This window comes from Bdellovibrio sp. BIS2 (assembly GCF_055398295.1).
Genome location: NZ_AP035879.1, coordinates 2,432,864 through 2,449,300, shown reverse-complemented (window position 1 = coordinate 2,449,300; position 16,437 = coordinate 2,432,864). Strand labels below are relative to the sequence as shown.

The 16,437-nt window shown below is 51.3% G+C and carries 17 protein-coding genes; 12 read left to right on the top strand and 5 right to left on the bottom strand.

Annotated elements, in window-relative coordinates:
- Positions 1-21: 21 nt before the first annotated feature.
- A complete protein-coding gene (gene lpxC, locus ACZ520_RS11785; RefSeq protein ID WP_088564858.1) occupies positions 22-930 on the top strand; it encodes a UDP-3-O-acyl-N-acetylglucosamine deacetylase in 909 nt (302 codons plus the stop codon).
- Positions 931-1,019: 89 nt separating this feature from the next.
- Complete coding sequence (locus tag ACZ520_RS11780; protein WP_464125669.1) at positions 1,020-1,745, top strand: hypothetical protein; 726 nt, start codon at positions 1,020-1,022, stop codon at positions 1,743-1,745.
- Between the two features lie 193 nt (positions 1,746-1,938).
- On the opposite strand, the gene ACZ520_RS11775 is transcribed toward ACZ520_RS11780, so the two are convergent.
- Positions 1,939-2,193, bottom strand: coding sequence for a hypothetical protein (locus ACZ520_RS11775; RefSeq protein WP_464125667.1), 255 nt, complete (start codon positions 2,191-2,193; stop codon positions 1,939-1,941).
- A 278-nt stretch (positions 2,194-2,471) separates the two neighbouring features.
- The gene (locus ACZ520_RS11770; RefSeq protein WP_464125665.1) at positions 2,472-4,124 is read right to left on the bottom strand and encodes a hypothetical protein; all 1,653 of its coding nucleotides are present in this window, start codon (positions 4,122-4,124) and stop codon (positions 2,472-2,474) included.
- A 175-nt stretch (positions 4,125-4,299) separates the two neighbouring features.
- On the opposite strand from ACZ520_RS11770, the gene ACZ520_RS11765 reads away from it, so the two are divergent.
- From ACZ520_RS11765 to ACZ520_RS11755, 3 genes are all read left to right on the top strand, one after another.
- On the top strand, positions 4,300-5,097 hold the full coding sequence (locus tag ACZ520_RS11765) for a nitrilase-related carbon-nitrogen hydrolase (protein ID WP_088564861.1): 798 nt from the start codon (positions 4,300-4,302) through the stop codon (positions 5,095-5,097).
- Between the two features lie 170 nt (positions 5,098-5,267).
- Positions 5,268-6,374 (top strand): alanine dehydrogenase, encoded by a 1,107-nt coding sequence (ald, locus tag ACZ520_RS11760; protein WP_374033432.1) that lies wholly within the window; start codon positions 5,268-5,270, stop codon positions 6,372-6,374.
- 177 nt (positions 6,375-6,551) lie between these two features.
- The gene (locus tag ACZ520_RS11755; RefSeq protein ID WP_374030588.1) at positions 6,552-6,803 is read left to right on the top strand and encodes a hypothetical protein; all 252 of its coding nucleotides are present in this window, start codon (positions 6,552-6,554) and stop codon (positions 6,801-6,803) included.
- A gap of 9 nt (positions 6,804-6,812) precedes the next feature.
- On the opposite strand, the gene ACZ520_RS11750 is transcribed toward ACZ520_RS11755, so the two are convergent.
- Together ACZ520_RS11750 and ACZ520_RS11745 are read right to left on the bottom strand one after the other, a co-directional pair.
- Positions 6,813-7,541: a ComEC/Rec2 family competence protein gene (locus ACZ520_RS11750; RefSeq protein ID WP_464125662.1), complete on the bottom strand. Its 729-nt coding sequence runs from the start codon at positions 7,539-7,541 to the stop codon at positions 6,813-6,815.
- Positions 7,538-8,452, bottom strand: a complete 915-nt coding sequence (locus tag ACZ520_RS11745) for a ComEC/Rec2 family competence protein (protein WP_417868580.1) — start codon at positions 8,450-8,452, stop codon at positions 7,538-7,540. The genes ACZ520_RS11750 and ACZ520_RS11745 overlap by 4 nt, the downstream gene beginning before the upstream one ends.
- A gap of 303 nt (positions 8,453-8,755) precedes the next feature.
- Between ACZ520_RS11745 and ACZ520_RS11740 the strand changes: the two genes are divergently transcribed.
- Genes ACZ520_RS11740 through ACZ520_RS11730 form a run of 3 tightly spaced genes read left to right on the top strand, consistent with a single transcriptional unit; the run spans position 8,756 to position 11,940 of the window.
- On the top strand, positions 8,756-9,283 hold the full coding sequence (locus ACZ520_RS11740) for a tetratricopeptide repeat protein (RefSeq protein WP_374030585.1): 528 nt from the start codon (positions 8,756-8,758) through the stop codon (positions 9,281-9,283).
- 27 nt (positions 9,284-9,310) lie between these two features.
- Positions 9,311-10,948, top strand: coding sequence for a LysM peptidoglycan-binding domain-containing protein (locus ACZ520_RS11735; protein ID WP_464125659.1), 1,638 nt, complete (start codon positions 9,311-9,313; stop codon positions 10,946-10,948).
- Positions 10,949-10,992: 44 nt separating this feature from the next.
- On the top strand, positions 10,993-11,940 hold the full coding sequence (locus tag ACZ520_RS11730) for a DNA-processing protein DprA (RefSeq protein ID WP_464125657.1): 948 nt from the start codon (positions 10,993-10,995) through the stop codon (positions 11,938-11,940).
- Positions 11,941-12,112: 172 nt separating this feature from the next.
- Here the strand turns inward: ACZ520_RS11730 and lptF are convergent, their stop codons facing one another.
- A complete protein-coding gene (lptF, locus tag ACZ520_RS11725) occupies positions 12,113-13,216 on the bottom strand; it encodes an LPS export ABC transporter permease LptF (protein ID WP_088564870.1) in 1,104 nt (367 codons plus the stop codon).
- A 159-nt stretch (positions 13,217-13,375) separates the two neighbouring features.
- Between lptF and ACZ520_RS11720 the strand changes: the two genes are divergently transcribed.
- The 4 genes from ACZ520_RS11720 to ACZ520_RS11705 all read left to right on the top strand — a co-directional run bounded on the left by ACZ520_RS11720 (position 13,376) and on the right by ACZ520_RS11705 (position 16,428).
- On the top strand, positions 13,376-14,398 hold the full coding sequence (locus ACZ520_RS11720) for an ANTAR domain-containing protein (RefSeq protein WP_088564871.1): 1,023 nt from the start codon (positions 13,376-13,378) through the stop codon (positions 14,396-14,398).
- A 70-nt stretch (positions 14,399-14,468) separates the two neighbouring features.
- The gene (trxA, locus tag ACZ520_RS11715) at positions 14,469-14,795 is read left to right on the top strand and encodes a thioredoxin (protein WP_011164878.1); all 327 of its coding nucleotides are present in this window, start codon (positions 14,469-14,471) and stop codon (positions 14,793-14,795) included.
- Between the two features lie 120 nt (positions 14,796-14,915).
- A complete protein-coding gene (locus tag ACZ520_RS11710) occupies positions 14,916-15,614 on the top strand; it encodes a hypothetical protein (RefSeq protein WP_464125654.1) in 699 nt (232 codons plus the stop codon).
- A 133-nt stretch (positions 15,615-15,747) separates the two neighbouring features.
- Positions 15,748-16,428, top strand: a complete 681-nt coding sequence (locus ACZ520_RS11705) for a hypothetical protein (RefSeq protein ID WP_232469240.1) — start codon at positions 15,748-15,750, stop codon at positions 16,426-16,428.
- Positions 16,429-16,437 lie beyond the last annotated feature (9 nt).

Sequence of the window (16,437 nt, the reverse complement as noted above, 5' to 3'; positions counted from 1 at the left end):
TTAGGCTAAATTGAAATCAAGATGTTCTTGCAAAAAACTATTCGTAAAAAGACTGTGGTTCAGGGGATCGGGATTCATTCCGGCGATCCTTGTACATTGACCTTCCGCCCGGCTCCGGCTGATACGGGGGTTTACTTCATCCGCACGGATCTGCCAGGCAGTCCTTCGCTGAAAGTCACAGCTCGCAACGTACAGGCAACATCTCATCAGACCACCATCGGTGGTCCGGCTTTTTCTGTAGCGACCATTGAACACTGTGTTTCAGCGCTTTCGGCGTTGCGCATCGACAATCTTTTCATCGAACTGGACGGCCCTGAGATCCCTATCGGTGACGGCAGTGCGCGAGTGTTTCTGGAAGCATTGCTCGCGGTCGGAATCGTGGAACAAGATCAGCCGCGCAAGTACTGCTATATCACTGAACCTATTTATTTCAGCGAAGGCGAAAAACACGCTTACGTGGTTCCGTATCATGGACTGCGCTTGACTGTGACCATTGATTTCCCCAATCCCACCATCGGAAAACAGACGCTGGATCTGGACATCAACGAACAATCTTTCGGGCGTGATGTGGCCAACGCCCGCACGTTTGGATTTATGAAGGATGTGGAGGCATTGAAATCCCGCGGTCTTGCCAAGGGCGGCAGTCTTGATAACTGCATCGTTCTTGACGGTGAAACTGTGGTGAATCCGGACGGGTTGCGCTGGGCGGATGAGTTTGTCCGTCACAAACTTCTGGATGCCCTGGGGGATTTGGTGACGCTGGAGATGCCATTGATGGGTCATGTGGTTCTTTATAAAGCCGGCCATGATGTCATGAACAAACTGGTGCGCAAGATCTGGGATTCTCCGACCAGCTATCGTCACGTGGAACTGGGTGCGGATATTTCCGACGAAGTTCGCCGTTATACGGGCTGGACTGTCCCAGTCTGAGACGAATCAGACTGATTCCATTTTTTCTCAACATTTGCCGATCAGTATAATGGTAAAGTAGCAATACTGTGCTTCTGGTGGGGGAATGTATGCAGAATCAAAAGAAAATCTGGGGCAGTGCCATCGTGTTTGCTGTCCTTGTCGTTTGTACCCTGAGTTTCCAAAACTGTGCGCCGAGCTCTTCTGGCTCGGCCTCCAGTGATAATAACAACTCCAACAGCACCGACAGTTCCGGGATTTTGAGTTATCCAAACTCGGGTACGCCGGTGGTTCTGGTTCCTGGTCAGGCAGTGACATTGAAACTGCAAAAGCCTTCCTATATGGGAAGTGCGGCTGACTATATCTGGATGGTGCCAGGGGATGATTATGCGCTGGCTTCTTATTATGGTCTGTTCACTGAAATCAACGGCTATATCTATGTGTCGCTGACGGTGAAGGCGTCTTATAAGTCGGCGAAGAATATGCGCCTGTATATCCTGAAAATCTCTGACTACTCTTATGCCGACACGACGGGTCTGGGCATCCGGGTGGATTCCTCGGCTTACGGCTCTCACTATTCCTCAGACATGGCGACCGAGATCTGTGACACGCGCGGCAGCTATGTGCCGACATTCATCTATGATCCAAGCAAGTCCGCTGCGGATGCTCTTATCGTCTTTGATAACGGTGCCGGTGTGGGATCTTTGGAGTGCAGTTTTGGCGGTACTTCGGTGGATTGCCTGAACACGCCAGCATGGCCATCTGATTGGGCTTCGAAGTCGCTGACGATCAGTGGCTATAACAGATGCGGGACTTCTACTTCTCGTACCTTCTAAGGGGGAAATCGTCTGATCACGCCCATTCCTTCGTTGGGCGTCGTCGGCGTACGGGGAGTACGCCTTCCTCCTTCCGCCTCGGACTGGGCGCAACCAGCCGATTTCTGTTTTGCGGGGGATGGGGGACTTGCTTGTTGCTCGCTTTGCTTGCAACTCGCGTTTGGGAAAAAGGGTTGGAGTCGCCAGCCCTTTTTTATTCGAGGCCTTGGATCTTTTTGCCGGATTTATCGAATTTGATCGTGAAGTTTTCGCCGCTGTTCATTTTTGATTGAATGAACTCGCAGTAGGGATGGCTGGTGAAGTCGTTGCCGGTTAATTCAAAGTAAGCTAGTTGTGGCGCTGAATTTTCAGCGGTGACATAAATCACCGTCCCGTAGCTCAGCGATTGCTCGCCTGCTTGTTGAATGCCGCATTGAAGTTGAAGTGCTGTCACAAAAGCCAAAATCATGACAGTGTTTTACAGCGTCTATCGATAAACGTAAATCCGCAGTTACATCTTTGAAATTATTTATTCTACAAGGTGATTCGTAATTCGCATCGGGGGAGTGGGGATGCGGTGGGCACGACGGACTCATGCCAGTGACGAAAGCGACCTCTGTGGGCGCCCGGATGGCGCGCACCCGCGCGCAGCGCGGGCCACAGCAGAGCCCGGACGGCGTGTCGCGAAGTCGCAGGCAGGAGGCCGGCGAGACCAGTGCAGCCCCGCTCTCCCGCCCGGGAGTATACTTATCTCTGAGACTTCAAGTAACCAACGATGTCTACATCCGGCGGATTCGCGATACCAACGCCCTGGATTGGACCTGTCAGCTCATTCAAGCTGTAGTCCATGCGAGCGTCATAACGACGTTCCCACTGGTTACGCAACCATTGCTCACGCTCATACCAAGAACGTTTGTTCGCGTCGTCCTGGCAGGATGCAAGTTCTGCCGGGATACGAGCGCCCCAGCGAAGCTCAATACAGTGATACGGGTCAAAGCTCATTGCAAACAGTCTTTGTCTTGCAGCTTCCAGATTCATCATCACAGTTTTTCCACTGGTAGTGGTGTACGAGAACTGACAAGCCTGGGCTTTTTGCGCGTAGATATTAAACAGATCCTGAGCCAGGTTGCCGCCATTGTAGCGGATGGATGGATCACGTTTTTTGTACTTTTCAATGTTCGCGCGGGTTGACGTCACCAGATCCATGTACGCCACTTTCAAACGGGCATCACGGGATGGGGTCGCATAGTTTTCCCACTCGCCTTCGGTACCGAAGATATTCACCGGCAGACGTTCTGGGTGAGGTTTCGCCGCCACACCGGAAGTTCTGGCAGCATCCACAGCGGCCACACGGTCTTTCAGACTGACGCAAATATCATCGGTCAGTTGCGCCATGTCTTTCAATGGATCGATGTGTGCTTCACCTTCAGTCAGGCTTAGGCGGATATAATCGTAATAAGTGACTTGCTGACCGCGGAACAGGAATTTGCCTTTGCTCCAGCCGGAATTGTCCGGCTGAGTTCCATAGAACTGCTCCAGGCTGTAATCACGCAGTTGGTAATTGTTTGCAGCCACGATTTTGCCGCCCGCATAAGCACCGGAGGAATCCTGTTTCGCATCAACCAACGTCAATGGACGGAATTTCTTAAAGCCCGCACCCTGATTCGGGTTTGATCGCACAAACTTCGGAGTGAACATACCCATCGTCAAAGAATTGTCCGGGTGAGCATCGATATAGAACACACGGCCGTCATCAGTGACTTTATACACCACAGCCACGTGGCCGTTTGGATCATAGATCACGGTGCCCGGACGGATGCCCTGACGGTCGATCTTCACCGGATAGAAATCAGTGTAAAGTTCCGCGTCTTCGCTGCCGGACATGCGCAAGGTGGCTGAATACGTCAGGCCAGGAACCACGTCATTCAGGATTTCCAAAGCATTTGGATAGGTGTTTTTGAAGATCCCGTTTTTAGTCAGGACATCATAACGTTTGGTGACCATGTTACCTTGGGAAGAATAACGAACGTCCTTTACCTTGTCGGTGTTCAGCGGACTTGGTTTAACCTCTGCTGTTACAGAGAACGGCAGACCGTTCTTCCAGGCGAAATAGCCACGCAGATAATAAGGAAGATCCGCGCAATCAGAATAGTATTTCAAACCCGACGGGTCGGTTCCATAATACATATTGGCGGTGCTGAGCATACAAGTGTTGACCTTGCCGCACTGGCGTTTTTCAACGGCGTCACCGAGGCGGGCCACGAACTGGCCGAATTGTTCTTCGTGATACTCCGTCCACGCAGGCTGGGTGATGCGCCATTGGGTGGCTGCATCTTTGCTTTGCGCGTGGGCGCTCAGGGACAACAGTAATATAGCGGAAACACGTACTGCTAATTTCATATTATTCTCCGAGCGGGGAGAATACTCGATGTCCGGGAAATCCGCCCCTGTCAGGATTTTGTACAGTAGAAACTTCCGGGTTGTCTAAAAACTGCCGGCAAGGGGCGACGGATTTCGCGTGTTTTTCGCAGGCTTTTATGGGAAGGAATAGAAATCACCTTTAAGGAGTAGACCCATGATCCGTGTCGCCGCCGCCCAGTATCTGTTGCAAAAGCATTCCAGCTTTGAGGGCTGGCAGCACTCGGTGGAATCCTGGGTGCGGGAAGCGGTTGAAAACAAAGCAACCCTGCTGGTGTTCCCTGAATATGGTTCTATGGAACTGGTGTCCTTGATGAAGGAAACGACTCAGCAGGACCCCAAGGCCCAGGTTCGTGAGCTGGACAAACTAAAAGACAAGTTCCTGGAGACCTATCAGGAGCTGGCCAAGAAATACCAGTGCGCGATCGTGGCTCCTTCGATCCCGGTCAAAACCGAGCAGGACACCTTCGTCAATCGCAGTTATTTTGTCGGTCCCAGTGGTGGAGTCGGGGTGCAGGACAAAAAGAACGTCACCAAACTTGAAGAAGAGTTGTGGGGAATCGTCAGCGGCGGGAACGCTTTCAATGTGTTTGAAACCCGCCTGGGTGACATGGCCGTTTGCATGAGCACCGATGTCGAATACCCGGGCCCGGCCGCATCAATGGCTGCTGAGGGCGCCAAAATTCTTCTGGCCCCCAGCCGCAGTGAAAACCAAATCGACTGCAACCGCGTGCACCTGGGCGCAAGAGCCCGCGCCATGGAAAACAACGCCTTCGTGGTCGTCAGCCAGCTTTTGGGGAAAGCCCCATGGACCGCCACCGTCACTGAAAACACCGGTTACGCCGCCATCTACAGCCCTTTGGAAGAAGGCCACCCCGAAGACGGCATCCAAGCCAAAGGCACCTTGAACGAACCCGGCTGGCTCTATAGCGAATTAAACCATTCCCCATCCTAATCCCGACCGAAAAGACGAAAAGGTGCCTGGTGATTTTTTACATCTACACTGCGTCAATGACGCGTCGTAGGTGTAAAAAATCACCAGGCACCTTTTTTGGGGTCGCTTGCTTTTTATTACCGATCTGGCATAGTTGCGGAGTTTCAAAACCGGAATAACAGGAGTAAATCATGATTATCGGTGTTCCTAAGGAGATTAAGATTTCTGAGAACCGCGTTGGTTTGACCGAAGCGGGCGTGCGTCAGTATGTGAGCGAAGGCCACACTGTGATCGTTGAAAAAGATGCGGGCGTTGGCTCTGGTATCTCTAACGAACAGTACGAAAAAGCTGGTGCGAAAATCATCGACACCAAAAAAGAAGTGTACGCAAAAGCGGACATGATCCAAAAAGTTAAAGAACCTCTTCCAGACGAATACGAACTGATGAGAGAAAATCAGATCCTTTACACTTACCTTCACTTGGCTGCCGAAGCGAAGCTGACGAAAGTTCTTTGTGAACGTAAAGTAAAAGCGATTGCTTACGAAACCATCCAGTTGGACAACGGCTCTTTGCCATTGTTGACTCCAATGTCTGAAGTTGCCGGTCGTATGGCGACTCAGATCGGTGCTTTCTACCTGCAAAAAGACCACGGTGGAAAAGGCATCCTGATGGGTGGCGTAACGGGTGTTAAACCAGCTAAAGTCACCATCATCGGTGGTGGTGTGGTTGGTACCAACGCAGCGAAAATGGCTGTCGGTTTGGGCGCTTCCGTAACGATCCTTGATGTGAACACAGCACGTTTGGAATATCTTGATGATATCTTCCAGGGCCGTTGCATGACTTTGTTCTCTAACGCGAAAAACATCGAAGACTCTGTCAGAGAATCTGACCTGGTGGTTGGTGGCGTTCTGATCACTGGTCACAAAGCTCCGACTTTGGTTTCCAAAGAAATGATCTCCAGCATGGCTAAAGGCTCTGTTGTTGTGGACGTTGCGGTGGACCAGGGTGGTTGTATCGAGACTTGCCGTCCGACTTCCCACACCAACCCAACTTACGAAGTTGACGGTGTGATCCACTATTGCGTTCCAAACATGCCAGGCGTTGTTCCTAGAACATCCACTTACGCATTGACGAACGTGACTCTGCGCTACGGTTCCATGATCGCAGCGATGGGCGTGGAAGATGCAGTTGCTAAATCCCCTGCATTGTTGAAAGGTCTGAACGTATACGGTGGCCACGTTGTTTACGAGCCGGTAGCGCGCGACCTTCACATGGAATACAAACCTTACAAAATCTAAGGTTTAAAATTTCTGAAATTTTAAAACCCGCATCTCGCAAGGATGCGGGTTTTTTTTATTTCCCGGAAAGTGCGCGGAATCCGTGCATTGTGGCAGCCCGGGCATTTTCCCGTGGTGAATCCGCCAAAAGCATTTCTAAAATTCTTCATCGGGCACCAACCCCATGGAGGATGAACAATGATCAAATGGATTTTACTTTTTGTCGTCGCAATCAGCCTGTCTGCCTTCGCCGAAGACCCGGTGGAGGTTTCTTCAGTCCGCGAGATTCAAGGCGAGTACGTGGTCGATCCCATCGTTGATAATTTCCGCATTTCCTGTCCGCGGGGCACTGAGGCGATTAACAAATACTGCTGGGACCGCGTAAAGAACGTTTATAATAAGTGCGGCGTCATCTGCAAAAAGATCGGCGACGAACGCTCGGGTCATTAACAGACGGAATCACTTCGCCGTACGTTGTTCCAGCCAAAGATTCCCCCAGTCTTCAGTTTTGAGCAGGGGGATCTTTTTTTGCTGCAGTCTTGCCACCACTGTCGGGTGGGGATGACGATAGCGGGGCCAGCGGGCCGAGGCGATACTGAACTGTAACTTTGGCAGGGCCTCCAAGAGCTCTTCGGAGGTGCTGGTCTTGCTGCCATGGTGGCCCAACACCAACACTTCAGCAGAGGTGAACAACTTGCGCGTCCTCCACAGTCGTTCTTGGGATTTTGGGGAATCTCCGGGTAACAGTACTGGCCCCGAACGCAGAATGTGGCTTTCGGCATTGCTGTCTTTATTCAGCGCCGGAGTCCACACCGGCAGATCCTTTTGCAAACACAAGGGCAGAGTGCGTATCAGCTTTTCCTTGTAGCGCGAGGACTTCCCCAAAGGCGGCAAAGCCAGACACAGGCCCTGAAGCTGTTTCAGTTGAAATGTCTTTGATAAAGCCCCGATATGATCCCAATCCCAGTGAGACAAAAACACCTGATTTTCTTTGCCGGCACAGGCAAAGTGAATGCGCTTCCACGGAAAGAATTCACCACCCATGTCAAAGTGGCGGCAGCGTAAAGCCGAAACCTCGCTGACCCATTGGCCCTGACCGACATTCCAGACGACATAATAGTGTCCGCTCAAAGCATGTTTCACGGGCGAGGCACTGAAAAGAATCAATAAAAAGAAAAAAAGACTCATCGGGAATCCCGGCCCTGCCACAGGTGCAAGCGCAGAAAGTGCATCACAACTTGCCAAAACACGATCCACCACCACAGTGCCGCCACCGACGGGGGGCGGGTTTTGTGCAGCACGATAGGCTCGGACAGGAACGTCAAAGTCTGGCGGAAGAAGTCCATCACCGTGTCAAAAACAAAGACTCCGGACGGCACGAGTGTCACCAGAAATGCCAGCGGCAGCAGGATATAGCTGACCACCGGCGCCAGCAGCAAATTGTAAATCAGACTGAGCGGATGCAGGCTGCCCAAGCCCCACAGCGGTGCGCTCATAAAGACAAAGATGCCGACTTGGGAAAGCAGCAGGCGGGGCAGGGGTGGCTTCACCCGCAGTAAACTTCCCCAGCACAGCGCCAAGGCGGCGCACCAGCTCATCAGCAGGGACAGGGAATCCCACCACGTCGGAAAAAGCGAGAGGGTGATTAGACCCGCTGCCAGCACCCCCAGATCGGGCGGCAGGTGCAGGCGAAAATGCTTCAGACTGTGGCGGGTGATCAGAGCTAAAAGTGCCCGCACTGCGGGTGGTTGCCAGCCCACGATCAGTGAATAAAAGCCCAGGAACAGGATTCTTACAAAGAGTGGAATTCGCAGAATGCTTAAGAGTTCATCAAGCAAAATCAGGTGAGATCCCGAAATAACAAAGATGTGAATCAGTGATGTGCGCTGCAGATTTTTTTGCAATTCTGCGTCTGTGATTTTTTCACCACAAAGAAGTGATGCTAAGGACTGCTGTTCTAGTGAATTCTTTGGCAGAAAGTGAACACACTTTTCCTGAAATTTCTGTGACAGATGTGTTGTGTTTGTCAGCAAAACATCGGGAGCGGCAATGCTTAAGCAAAGGGCAAGGCTTAGAAGAATGATCATGGTTCTAAGCACTTAGCAATTTTCATAACGCAGTGGATTTCTAAAATAGTCTGTTATTGGGTCCGCGCGTCTTCGAGGGACGGATTTTAAGATCTGAAATTCGAGAGCATAATTACAGGGCATTAATACTATTAAAGCTAACAATATTATATATTTAACTGCTGCTTAAGATCCGTGCAAATCGCTGAAAGCCTTGAAAATAAATAGGTCTAAGGTCTAGCATTACAATAACTCAACATTTTATGTGGATAACTCCTGCTTGTTTGCACTTCTCAAGGCGTGTCATACTAGTAAAAGATCAAGAGGTGTCGATAGATGAAGCAACTTAGACTATTAGCAGCAACGGTCCTTTTAAGCCTGCCTTTGGCCTCGTTCGCCAAACCAGCCACCACCAATGCAAAGAGCTCTTCGCGCGACCTGAGCCAGGAAGCTTTGCTTGTCGAACTGACGGGGAAAGACCTTTCGAAAGAAAGTGACATCGGTCTTTATGCTGAAATGGTAAGCGCCTATCAGAACAATGATGAAATCGCCTTTAAGAGCCGCCTGCAAAGCCTTCTGTCGCGCTATCCACAAAGCCCTTACGCCGACAATGCCTTGTTCGTAGCGGGTCGTATGGCTGTGGATAACGGCAATTACGCAGAAGCGATCAAGTACTTTGCGCAAATCGAAAAGCAATATCCGCGCAGCAACAAAGTCGCTGCAGCCAAATTTGCAAAAGCCATGACCTATAAAAAAATGAATCTGCCTGAGTTTTCTCGCAAAGCCCTGCTGGATGTCCGCTCCCGTTACCCGGGCAGCCCGGAATCTTTCCGTGCAGATGCTGAGTTGAAAATTCTGAAATAAAAAATCACGGCAAGGATGCAAAGAGTGATGAACAAGAAGTTCTCCGTAATGATGGCCCTGATCCTGACGGCAATGCTGGCGCAGGCGCAAGACAACCCACCGGATGCGACCTGGGAGTCGGATCCACTTGACGTGCTGGAAAGCCAGCAGCAGGAAGTGGTTGAGCCGAGCGTGCCTGAGTTTAAGGAAATTGACGAGCCTGGTGCAGATGTCCCGGCACCTCCGGCTCCGGAGGTGGCAAGCCCTGAACCAACAACAGAGGACGTCGCTCCATCCGCACCGGCCCCGGAAACCCAGACAGTGGAAACCTTCAGTCCGGCACCGGGCACTGGCGCCGTGGGGTCTGAACCCGATTACGCGCGTGAGGCGGAATTCCATCGCATCTACAAAAACTACAATGAACAACCCACTTCCGTAGAGCTGTGGGAAAAAGCCGTCGGCAATCGCGAGGCGGAAATCTATCAGGTGCAGAAAGGCGACACGCTGTGGGGGATCTCCACAACGTTCTTCGGTGATCCAAATTTCTGGCCGAAAATTTGGTCTTTGAACAACGGCGCGGTTTTGAATCCGCACGAAATTGATCCGAAGATGAATATTCAGTTCTTCCCTGGAACGGCGGATGAAGCGCCGACTCTGGATCTGGCGGCGGCTGATACTGCGGGCAAAGCGGATGGCACTGTGGTGACGGACGTGAAGCCGGAAGCGGGAGCCAAGGGTGATGCCGTGGTGTTGCCGCGTGGAAAAAAACGTGCTCCGCTGCTGAAGAATCTTCCCAACAGTCTGCCATCCTATCGCATGGGCGCGATGAATGACCCGAAGGTGGAACTTCAGATTGAGCTGCCGAAAAACCAGTTCCCTATTGCTCCTGAGTATCTGGAATACTATCTGGCGGACGCTCCGGTTCAGGGGGTTGGTCGTGTGACGGCTACTGAAATGGACATGAAGACGGCTGGTGAGTTCCAGTACATCTATGTGCGCTTGGACAGTAATGGCGGCAAAGACTTTGTGGCCCAGAAAAACCTGACTATGGTGAAAGACCCTTTGGTGAAAGACCGTCAGGGGCAAATGGTCGAGCTGCAGGGTGAAATCGAAGTTCTGGAAAAAGTGAACGACCAGCAGAATATCTACCGCGCGATTGTGAAAAAAGCCATTCAGCCGGTGGACGTGGGCGCGATCCTGACGCCAGGAAAGCTGCCGATGATTGATCCAACGCCGTCGGGCCTGGTGTCCGGCGTGGGGGCAAAAATCATGGGCGGGCAGTTCGATAAGAAGCGCAACATCTTTGGCAACAGCACTCTGGTGTTCCTGGATGGTGGTTCTGCTTCAGGGCTGCAGGAAGGTCAGACGCTGTCGGTGTTTGCGGATGAGCGTGTGCGCAACAAGAAAAACGAAGCGGTGATGAATGACCGCGTGGTGGGTTCGGTGAAGATCGTGCGTGTGTCGCCAAACTTTGCCACCGCATACGTGATCAAAGCTTCCGACAACATCCTGGTGGGCGACTATGTCGGCAAGCCGGTGGTTCAGGCCATGCGTGAAGCTCCGGTGGTTGAAGCTCCGGCCAAGGTGGATGAGGATTTTGAAAAGGAATTTGAAGATGCACCGAGCACTCCGGCAGAAGCTCCGTCGCCGGATGGCGGACTGGATGATTCCGATCTTGATTTTTAAGACCCTTTCAAAAAGGCTCTGCAAATTGCAGGGCCTTTTTTCTTATGAACGATCTTTATTCCATTTCGCAAATTTTAAAAAGTCACCCGCTGTACGCCCTTGAGCGCGACGGGATTCACGCCCTTTATCTTGAGCTGGCCCGTGCCGGAAGGCTTGCGGTCGATCAGGTGCTGGCCGAACTTCGCCCCCGGCTTCCGGATCTGGCCGACGCCCTGGTGAAAAACCATGAGCTGTTCAAAAAACACTGCGAGGAAAGTCTGCAACTGAAAATGCAGGGGGTGAACTTTGTCGTCTATGGCGAAGTGTTGTACCCGGAACTGTGCTATCAGATGGCGGATCCGCCGCTGACCCTGAGCTATCGTGGTTCGCCCGCGTGGTTGAATGCCAAAACCCTGTCGGTGGTGGGCAGTCGGGAGCCGGCGGCGGATTCCCTGTTGTGGATGGAAAAAGAGCTGGGAGCTTTTTGCGAGCAGGAAAGGCCTTGCATCATCAGCGGCGGTGCCCGCGGTGTCGATCAAAAGGCCCACAGTGTGGCTTTGCGCAAGTTCTGCCCGACGGTGGTGGTGCTGCCATCCGGTTTGGGTGAAGTTTATCCCGCCAACTTGAAAGAGTGGATGGGGCTTGTGATTGAGCAGGGTGGTTGTTTCTTAAGTGAATATGATCATCAGCAAAAAATGCACAAACATCTCTTCCATCATCGCAACCGCCTGATCGCCGCGTTGGGGCGGGCCAGTCTGCTGGTGGAAGCCCGTCGTCGCAGTGGAACGCTGATCACCGCCCATCAGGCCGCGCAGATCGGACGACCGGTTTGGGTGGTTCCAGGTCATCCTTTGGATCCGCACTTTCAAGGCGCTCTGGATTTGTTAATGGACGGTGGGCAGGCGGTTCGCGATGCCCAAGACTTGCTCATGTTTTTCCATTCGGAAAATGCTGGTGAACAAATATCACCAGCAGGGGTAGGTGAGGCAGTTGAGTCGCAACACTACCTGTAGTGGGGCTGCTAAGTGACCAAAATGCTTGGGAAAAAAATGAAATGATCTAAAAAAACCTTTTGCAAGCTCTTGGTATTGCCCCTACCATTTGAAGTAAGGGAGGGGCGATGTGGTCAGGGACGACCGTGGTAGTAAGGATGCTACTGCATCGCTCTATTTTTCAAGCCCGATCTTAGTTCCAGTTTCTTCTTAAAGTTTCCACACCCAAAGCAGCAAAAAGAACGTTCGGTGTCCAGATCGCAAGCGCCGCTGGTAAAGCACCACTGCGTGCCGCACCTTCTGCAGCCACGTACAAAATCCAATAGAAGATGATGATCCCAATACAAAGAATCATGCCTCCGGCTTTGGCGGCACGGCGGTTGGTGGTTGTTCCCAAGCCCACGCCGATCATCGCAAAGACGATACAAAGTACTGAGATGGCCCAGCGTTTGTGATACTCGCTTTGCAGAGTGCGACGGACTTCTTTGTCTTTGATGTCCTCTTTCAGACGGTTGCGGACTTCTTCCAAAGTCAAAGAGGGTGGTGACTTGGCTTTTTCTTCGATGTTCTGTGGTTCCGAGAAGCGCACATCATAGGTGTCAAAGCTGATTTTGGTATGGGTTTTTGCCTGACGGTGGATTTCACCCTGATTCAGTTGCAGCAAAATCTCATGTCCCGGACGTGTGGGATCCGGAACAATTTCGCCGGCCTTGGCAATGATGGTCAAAGGCACGTCACCGTTTTTCTCGTCATAGATAAAAACTTTTTTCAGCAGACCCTTGTCGGTGTTGACCTCGTTGGCGTAAATGACCATGTCAAAGAAGCCTTCGGCAAAGGTGCCTTCCTTGATGATGGCAGCGGCCTTGGTGTTGGCCAGACGGGAATAAAGAACCTCGAACTGACGATTGCCCCAGGGCGCGATGTTGAAGGACATCTGCGCGGAAATAACACCCACCAAAGTGGCCAGAACCAGGGCGGGCAGCAGCAAAGTGCCCATTGGCAGGCCCGAGGCTTTCATGGCCACGATCTCAGAATCCTGGCTGAGACGTCCATAGGTCAATAGAACCGAGAACAGCAAAGCCATCGGGAACAGAATCGGCAGCATGGAGATAATGACGTAACCAATGATTTCAGCGATGGTTTTCATGGCCACGCCATGGACCAGGGCAAATTCGGTCAAACGCAGAACCTGGAACATCAAAATAATGGAGACGAACACCAGCAATCCCAAAATAAAACTCGGGAGCATCTCAAAGAAAATGTACTGCGCGGCTTTTTTTCCGTTAAAAATACTCAAATCTGGTCTCCGTTTTGGTCGCCCCTGGGTCTCAGTGTCAGTCGCCGGGGGCTCCGTGTGTTGAACCTATTCTAGAGCGCCTTGGGCCCAAGGTCATCGCGCCCATTGTCCAGAAGAAGCCTTATTGACCCATGACTCTGCTTATCTGACAATAGAACTATGAACAAGATTCTTTTGGTTTACGAGGATTATGCTGACTTGATGTCTGTTGAAGGCACTTTGAAAAAGGTGGGCTTTGATGTCATCGGTCTGTCCAGCGAATACGCTGTGGCTGAGCAGATGCTGGCATTCAATCCGGATCTTGTTGTCGGTGCGGGGAAGGGCGGTAAAGTCAGCTCGCTGGGCGTGGGGAAACGTCTGAAAGAGATGACCCGCTGGCAGGGAAAATCCGTGCTTATTTTCCCGGCAAACTTTAAGCCCAATCCTCAGGATCTGATTAAGATCCGCGTCGACATGGTGCTGGAGTCTCCGGTGGCGCCGGTGCGCCTGGTGCAAGTGATCGGTCGCATGCTCGGGCATGATGAGGCCGTGCTGCTGGAGCGCCTGAACAAAGCCATGCACGTGGAAAGCCCGCAAAAGTCCGGGACCACGGTGGCGGGGGGCGGAAAGTTTTCTCCGGAAGAAGAAGCGATCTTTATCAAGGGCTCCACGGAAGAAGTTGAAGCCAACAGCGATCCGTCTTTGCGCACGGAAAGAATTGATGAAAACTCTGAAGGCCAGCTTGTAACTGATGAAGAGCAAAGGGAAAAGCCAACCTTCCGCTTTGGTGATCGGATGGCGGCAGCAGATGCTGAGCGCGGTGCGGCAGCGGAGGCGGCATCGGATTTTCCGGATGTCGATCTGAAGGCGTTTGAACGAGAGCTTTTGGGTGGCGGGGCGCCAGAGGTTGAAAAAGTCGAAGTTCCACTGCCGGGGACAGGCCTGGGGAATGAAGAAGACGAGCAGGCCCAGTTGATTGCACGCGCTCAAGAGAACTTGAAAAACGCTGATAAAGCACTTCAAGAAAAGATGGCTAAGTATGCGAAGCTTGTGGAAGATGTGAAGGTCTCTCCGAATAGCACCGTGACTCGGGTTGAGGCGCGTCGACGCCAAAAAGCCCTGGAAGCTGACTGGGATAGTCAAAACATCAACGAACTCGATAAGTTGCGCCAAGAGTTCACCAAAGCCCTCTTTAAAAAGTAATTGATCCTCACCGGGCTTGACGATAAGGTTTCCGTGATCACATTGAGTGTAGATATTACGGAGGCCATTCATGGGCACATTTACTAAAGCAGTTACAGACACGTCTTTCGATGCAGAAGTTCTAAACTCTTCGACTCCAGTACTGGTAGATTTCTGGGCCGAGTGGTGTGGACCTTGCCGTGCTTTGGCTCCTAAGCTTGAAGAAGTTGCACAGGAGTTGGGTGCGAAAGTGAAAATCGTAAAAGTGAACGTGGACGAGAATCCAAGCGTTCCTGGCAAATACGGCATCCGCGGTATCCCTGCGATGTTGTTGTTCAAAGGCGGCAGCGAAGTGGGCCAATTGGTTGGCAACCACCCGAAAGACGCTATTCTTGAATTCCTGAACAAAAACGTTTAATCGCGTCCCTGTTTAGAATTATTAGAAGTAGGTAAAGAAGGCTCCCAATGGGGGCCTTTTTTTGTTTGAATTGGACAAGAGTCCGGCGTTTCACTATGATACTTCACAGGATCCCAAACAATGTTTGTTGGGCCGACCGAGGATATCATGTACCCAGAAATTTACGTTAAAGACAGTGAACACGAAGTTCTGAACGAAGAGTTCAAGACGATCACCATGGATATTTCCCTGATGCTGAAAGCTGAAGGTAAAACCGTGCGCCCGTATGTTCCAGGTCTTCCGTATTTTTCCCGTTTGCCTCTGGATAAGAAAAGAGACGCCGTTGAAAAAGTGCGCTTCTATCAGGAGCTGTGTCATTCCCAGTTGGCTGAAGGCTACAAAATCAACGACAGTCTTTCTTTCACCTGGAAGGCATTCCGTCGTCTGGGACTGGTGCCAAGTTCTGATCTGTTCAGTCATATTCAGAACGAGGATATCATCGAGATCTATTCCAAAGAACACGTTCAGTTGTTCCGCAATTTCAATTTCTTTGACTGCTGCTCTTACACTCTTGAAGAACTGAACACCTATGAGTGGTGGTCTTTGTTTGAAAGAGAAGAAGCCGTCACCCAGAAAATCATCGATGCCTGCAATCTGGTGTTCAATGGTGAAGTGGATGGCACATTTGTTCCGGATGTTCCTGTTCATCAACTGCGCGAAGCCCGTTCGGCAGAGCGTTTGACGATGAACTGCGAAATTCGCAGAATGGCTCCGGTTTACCGCAACAAGCGCCCGGACTGTGTGATCGTTCTTGAGAAAGTTGAAATGATCCGCAACTGATTTTTTTGCAATGTGATTTTTTGAGAAACACAGCACACAAGTCACAGGTTCTCAGAATCAAACGTCTTAAATTAGTAAACACTATCAAGTTCACAACTGGAACATCCGAAACACTCTGCCGGAAGGAGAGTGTATGGGTAAGTTTCAGTATCACCTTTTCAATCCACGCGAGTTGAATCCCGAAACAGTAAAATTAAGCAACGACGTCTATGAAGTATGGAGGCGGGTCTATTCAGAGGTGCTGGGTAAAGTCGGCGAACCTTTGAATCCGGATGATTTTCATCGCAATGACATTGTTGTCTGCCTGACTGACAACGGAAAAGTTTTCGGTTTCCATTTGTACAGCGCCTTTGATCTGCGCTCGGACGCCCTTCGTGACCACCATTATATGAAAGCCTTTGATCAGGCGATTATCGACAAATTCAAAAGCCGTGGCATCAATACTTTGATGAGCATGGAGTACCTGACAGTGATTCCCGAATACCGTTCGCGCAATGCCGAGGTGAACTGGGCCGAAATCATCATCGCGCTGGGAAGCAAGGTGATGGAAGCTTCGCCATGGGACTGCTGGGTGGGCACAGCCCGCAAGGATCTGCACGTCCGGCGCAAAGCGGAAAAAAGCGGAACCGCCTATTTTGGCAGTGTGATGAAGATGAACTATGAGTGTGAAATCCTGATGACGGCAAAAGGGGAGGTTGTGCCTCTTCCGGATCCGAAGTCCAATGACCTGGTGGAAAGCCTGTGGGCCGATAAAAGATCCCACGTGACCTGTCTGCGTGAAGTTCGCAGAAACAATCTTAAAATTGCAGCTTAATGGTTTTAT

What these genes read in the sequence shown, in the direction of transcription:
- lpxC (WP_088564858.1), top strand. Translation starts at nt 22, where the DNA reads ATGTTCTTGCAAAAAACTATTCGTAAAAAGACTGTGGTTCAGGGGATC.
- ACZ520_RS11780 (WP_464125669.1), top strand. Translation starts at nt 1,020, where the DNA reads ATGCAGAATCAAAAGAAAATCTGGGGCAGTGCCATCGTGTTTGCTGTC.
- ACZ520_RS11775 (WP_464125667.1), bottom strand. Translation starts at nt 2,193, where the DNA reads ATGATTTTGGCTTTTGTGACAGCACTTCAACTTCAATGCGGCATTCAA.
- ACZ520_RS11770 (WP_464125665.1), bottom strand. Translation starts at nt 4,124, where the DNA reads ATGAAATTAGCAGTACGTGTTTCCGCTATATTACTGTTGTCCCTGAGC.
- ACZ520_RS11765 (WP_088564861.1), top strand. Translation starts at nt 4,300, where the DNA reads ATGATCCGTGTCGCCGCCGCCCAGTATCTGTTGCAAAAGCATTCCAGC.
- ald (WP_374033432.1), top strand. Translation starts at nt 5,268, where the DNA reads ATGATTATCGGTGTTCCTAAGGAGATTAAGATTTCTGAGAACCGCGTT.
- ACZ520_RS11755 (WP_374030588.1), top strand. Translation starts at nt 6,552, where the DNA reads ATGATCAAATGGATTTTACTTTTTGTCGTCGCAATCAGCCTGTCTGCC.
- ACZ520_RS11750 (WP_464125662.1), bottom strand. Translation starts at nt 7,541, where the DNA reads ATGAGTCTTTTTTTCTTTTTATTGATTCTTTTCAGTGCCTCGCCCGTG.
- ACZ520_RS11740 (WP_374030585.1), top strand. Translation starts at nt 8,756, where the DNA reads ATGAAGCAACTTAGACTATTAGCAGCAACGGTCCTTTTAAGCCTGCCT.
- ACZ520_RS11735 (WP_464125659.1), top strand. Translation starts at nt 9,311, where the DNA reads ATGAACAAGAAGTTCTCCGTAATGATGGCCCTGATCCTGACGGCAATG.
- ACZ520_RS11730 (WP_464125657.1), top strand. Translation starts at nt 10,993, where the DNA reads ATGAACGATCTTTATTCCATTTCGCAAATTTTAAAAAGTCACCCGCTG.
- ACZ520_RS11720 (WP_088564871.1), top strand. Translation starts at nt 13,376, where the DNA reads ATGAACAAGATTCTTTTGGTTTACGAGGATTATGCTGACTTGATGTCT.
- trxA (WP_011164878.1), top strand. Translation starts at nt 14,469, where the DNA reads ATGGGCACATTTACTAAAGCAGTTACAGACACGTCTTTCGATGCAGAA.
- ACZ520_RS11710 (WP_464125654.1), top strand. Translation starts at nt 14,916, where the DNA reads ATGTTTGTTGGGCCGACCGAGGATATCATGTACCCAGAAATTTACGTT.
- ACZ520_RS11705 (WP_232469240.1), top strand. Translation starts at nt 15,748, where the DNA reads ATGGGTAAGTTTCAGTATCACCTTTTCAATCCACGCGAGTTGAATCCC.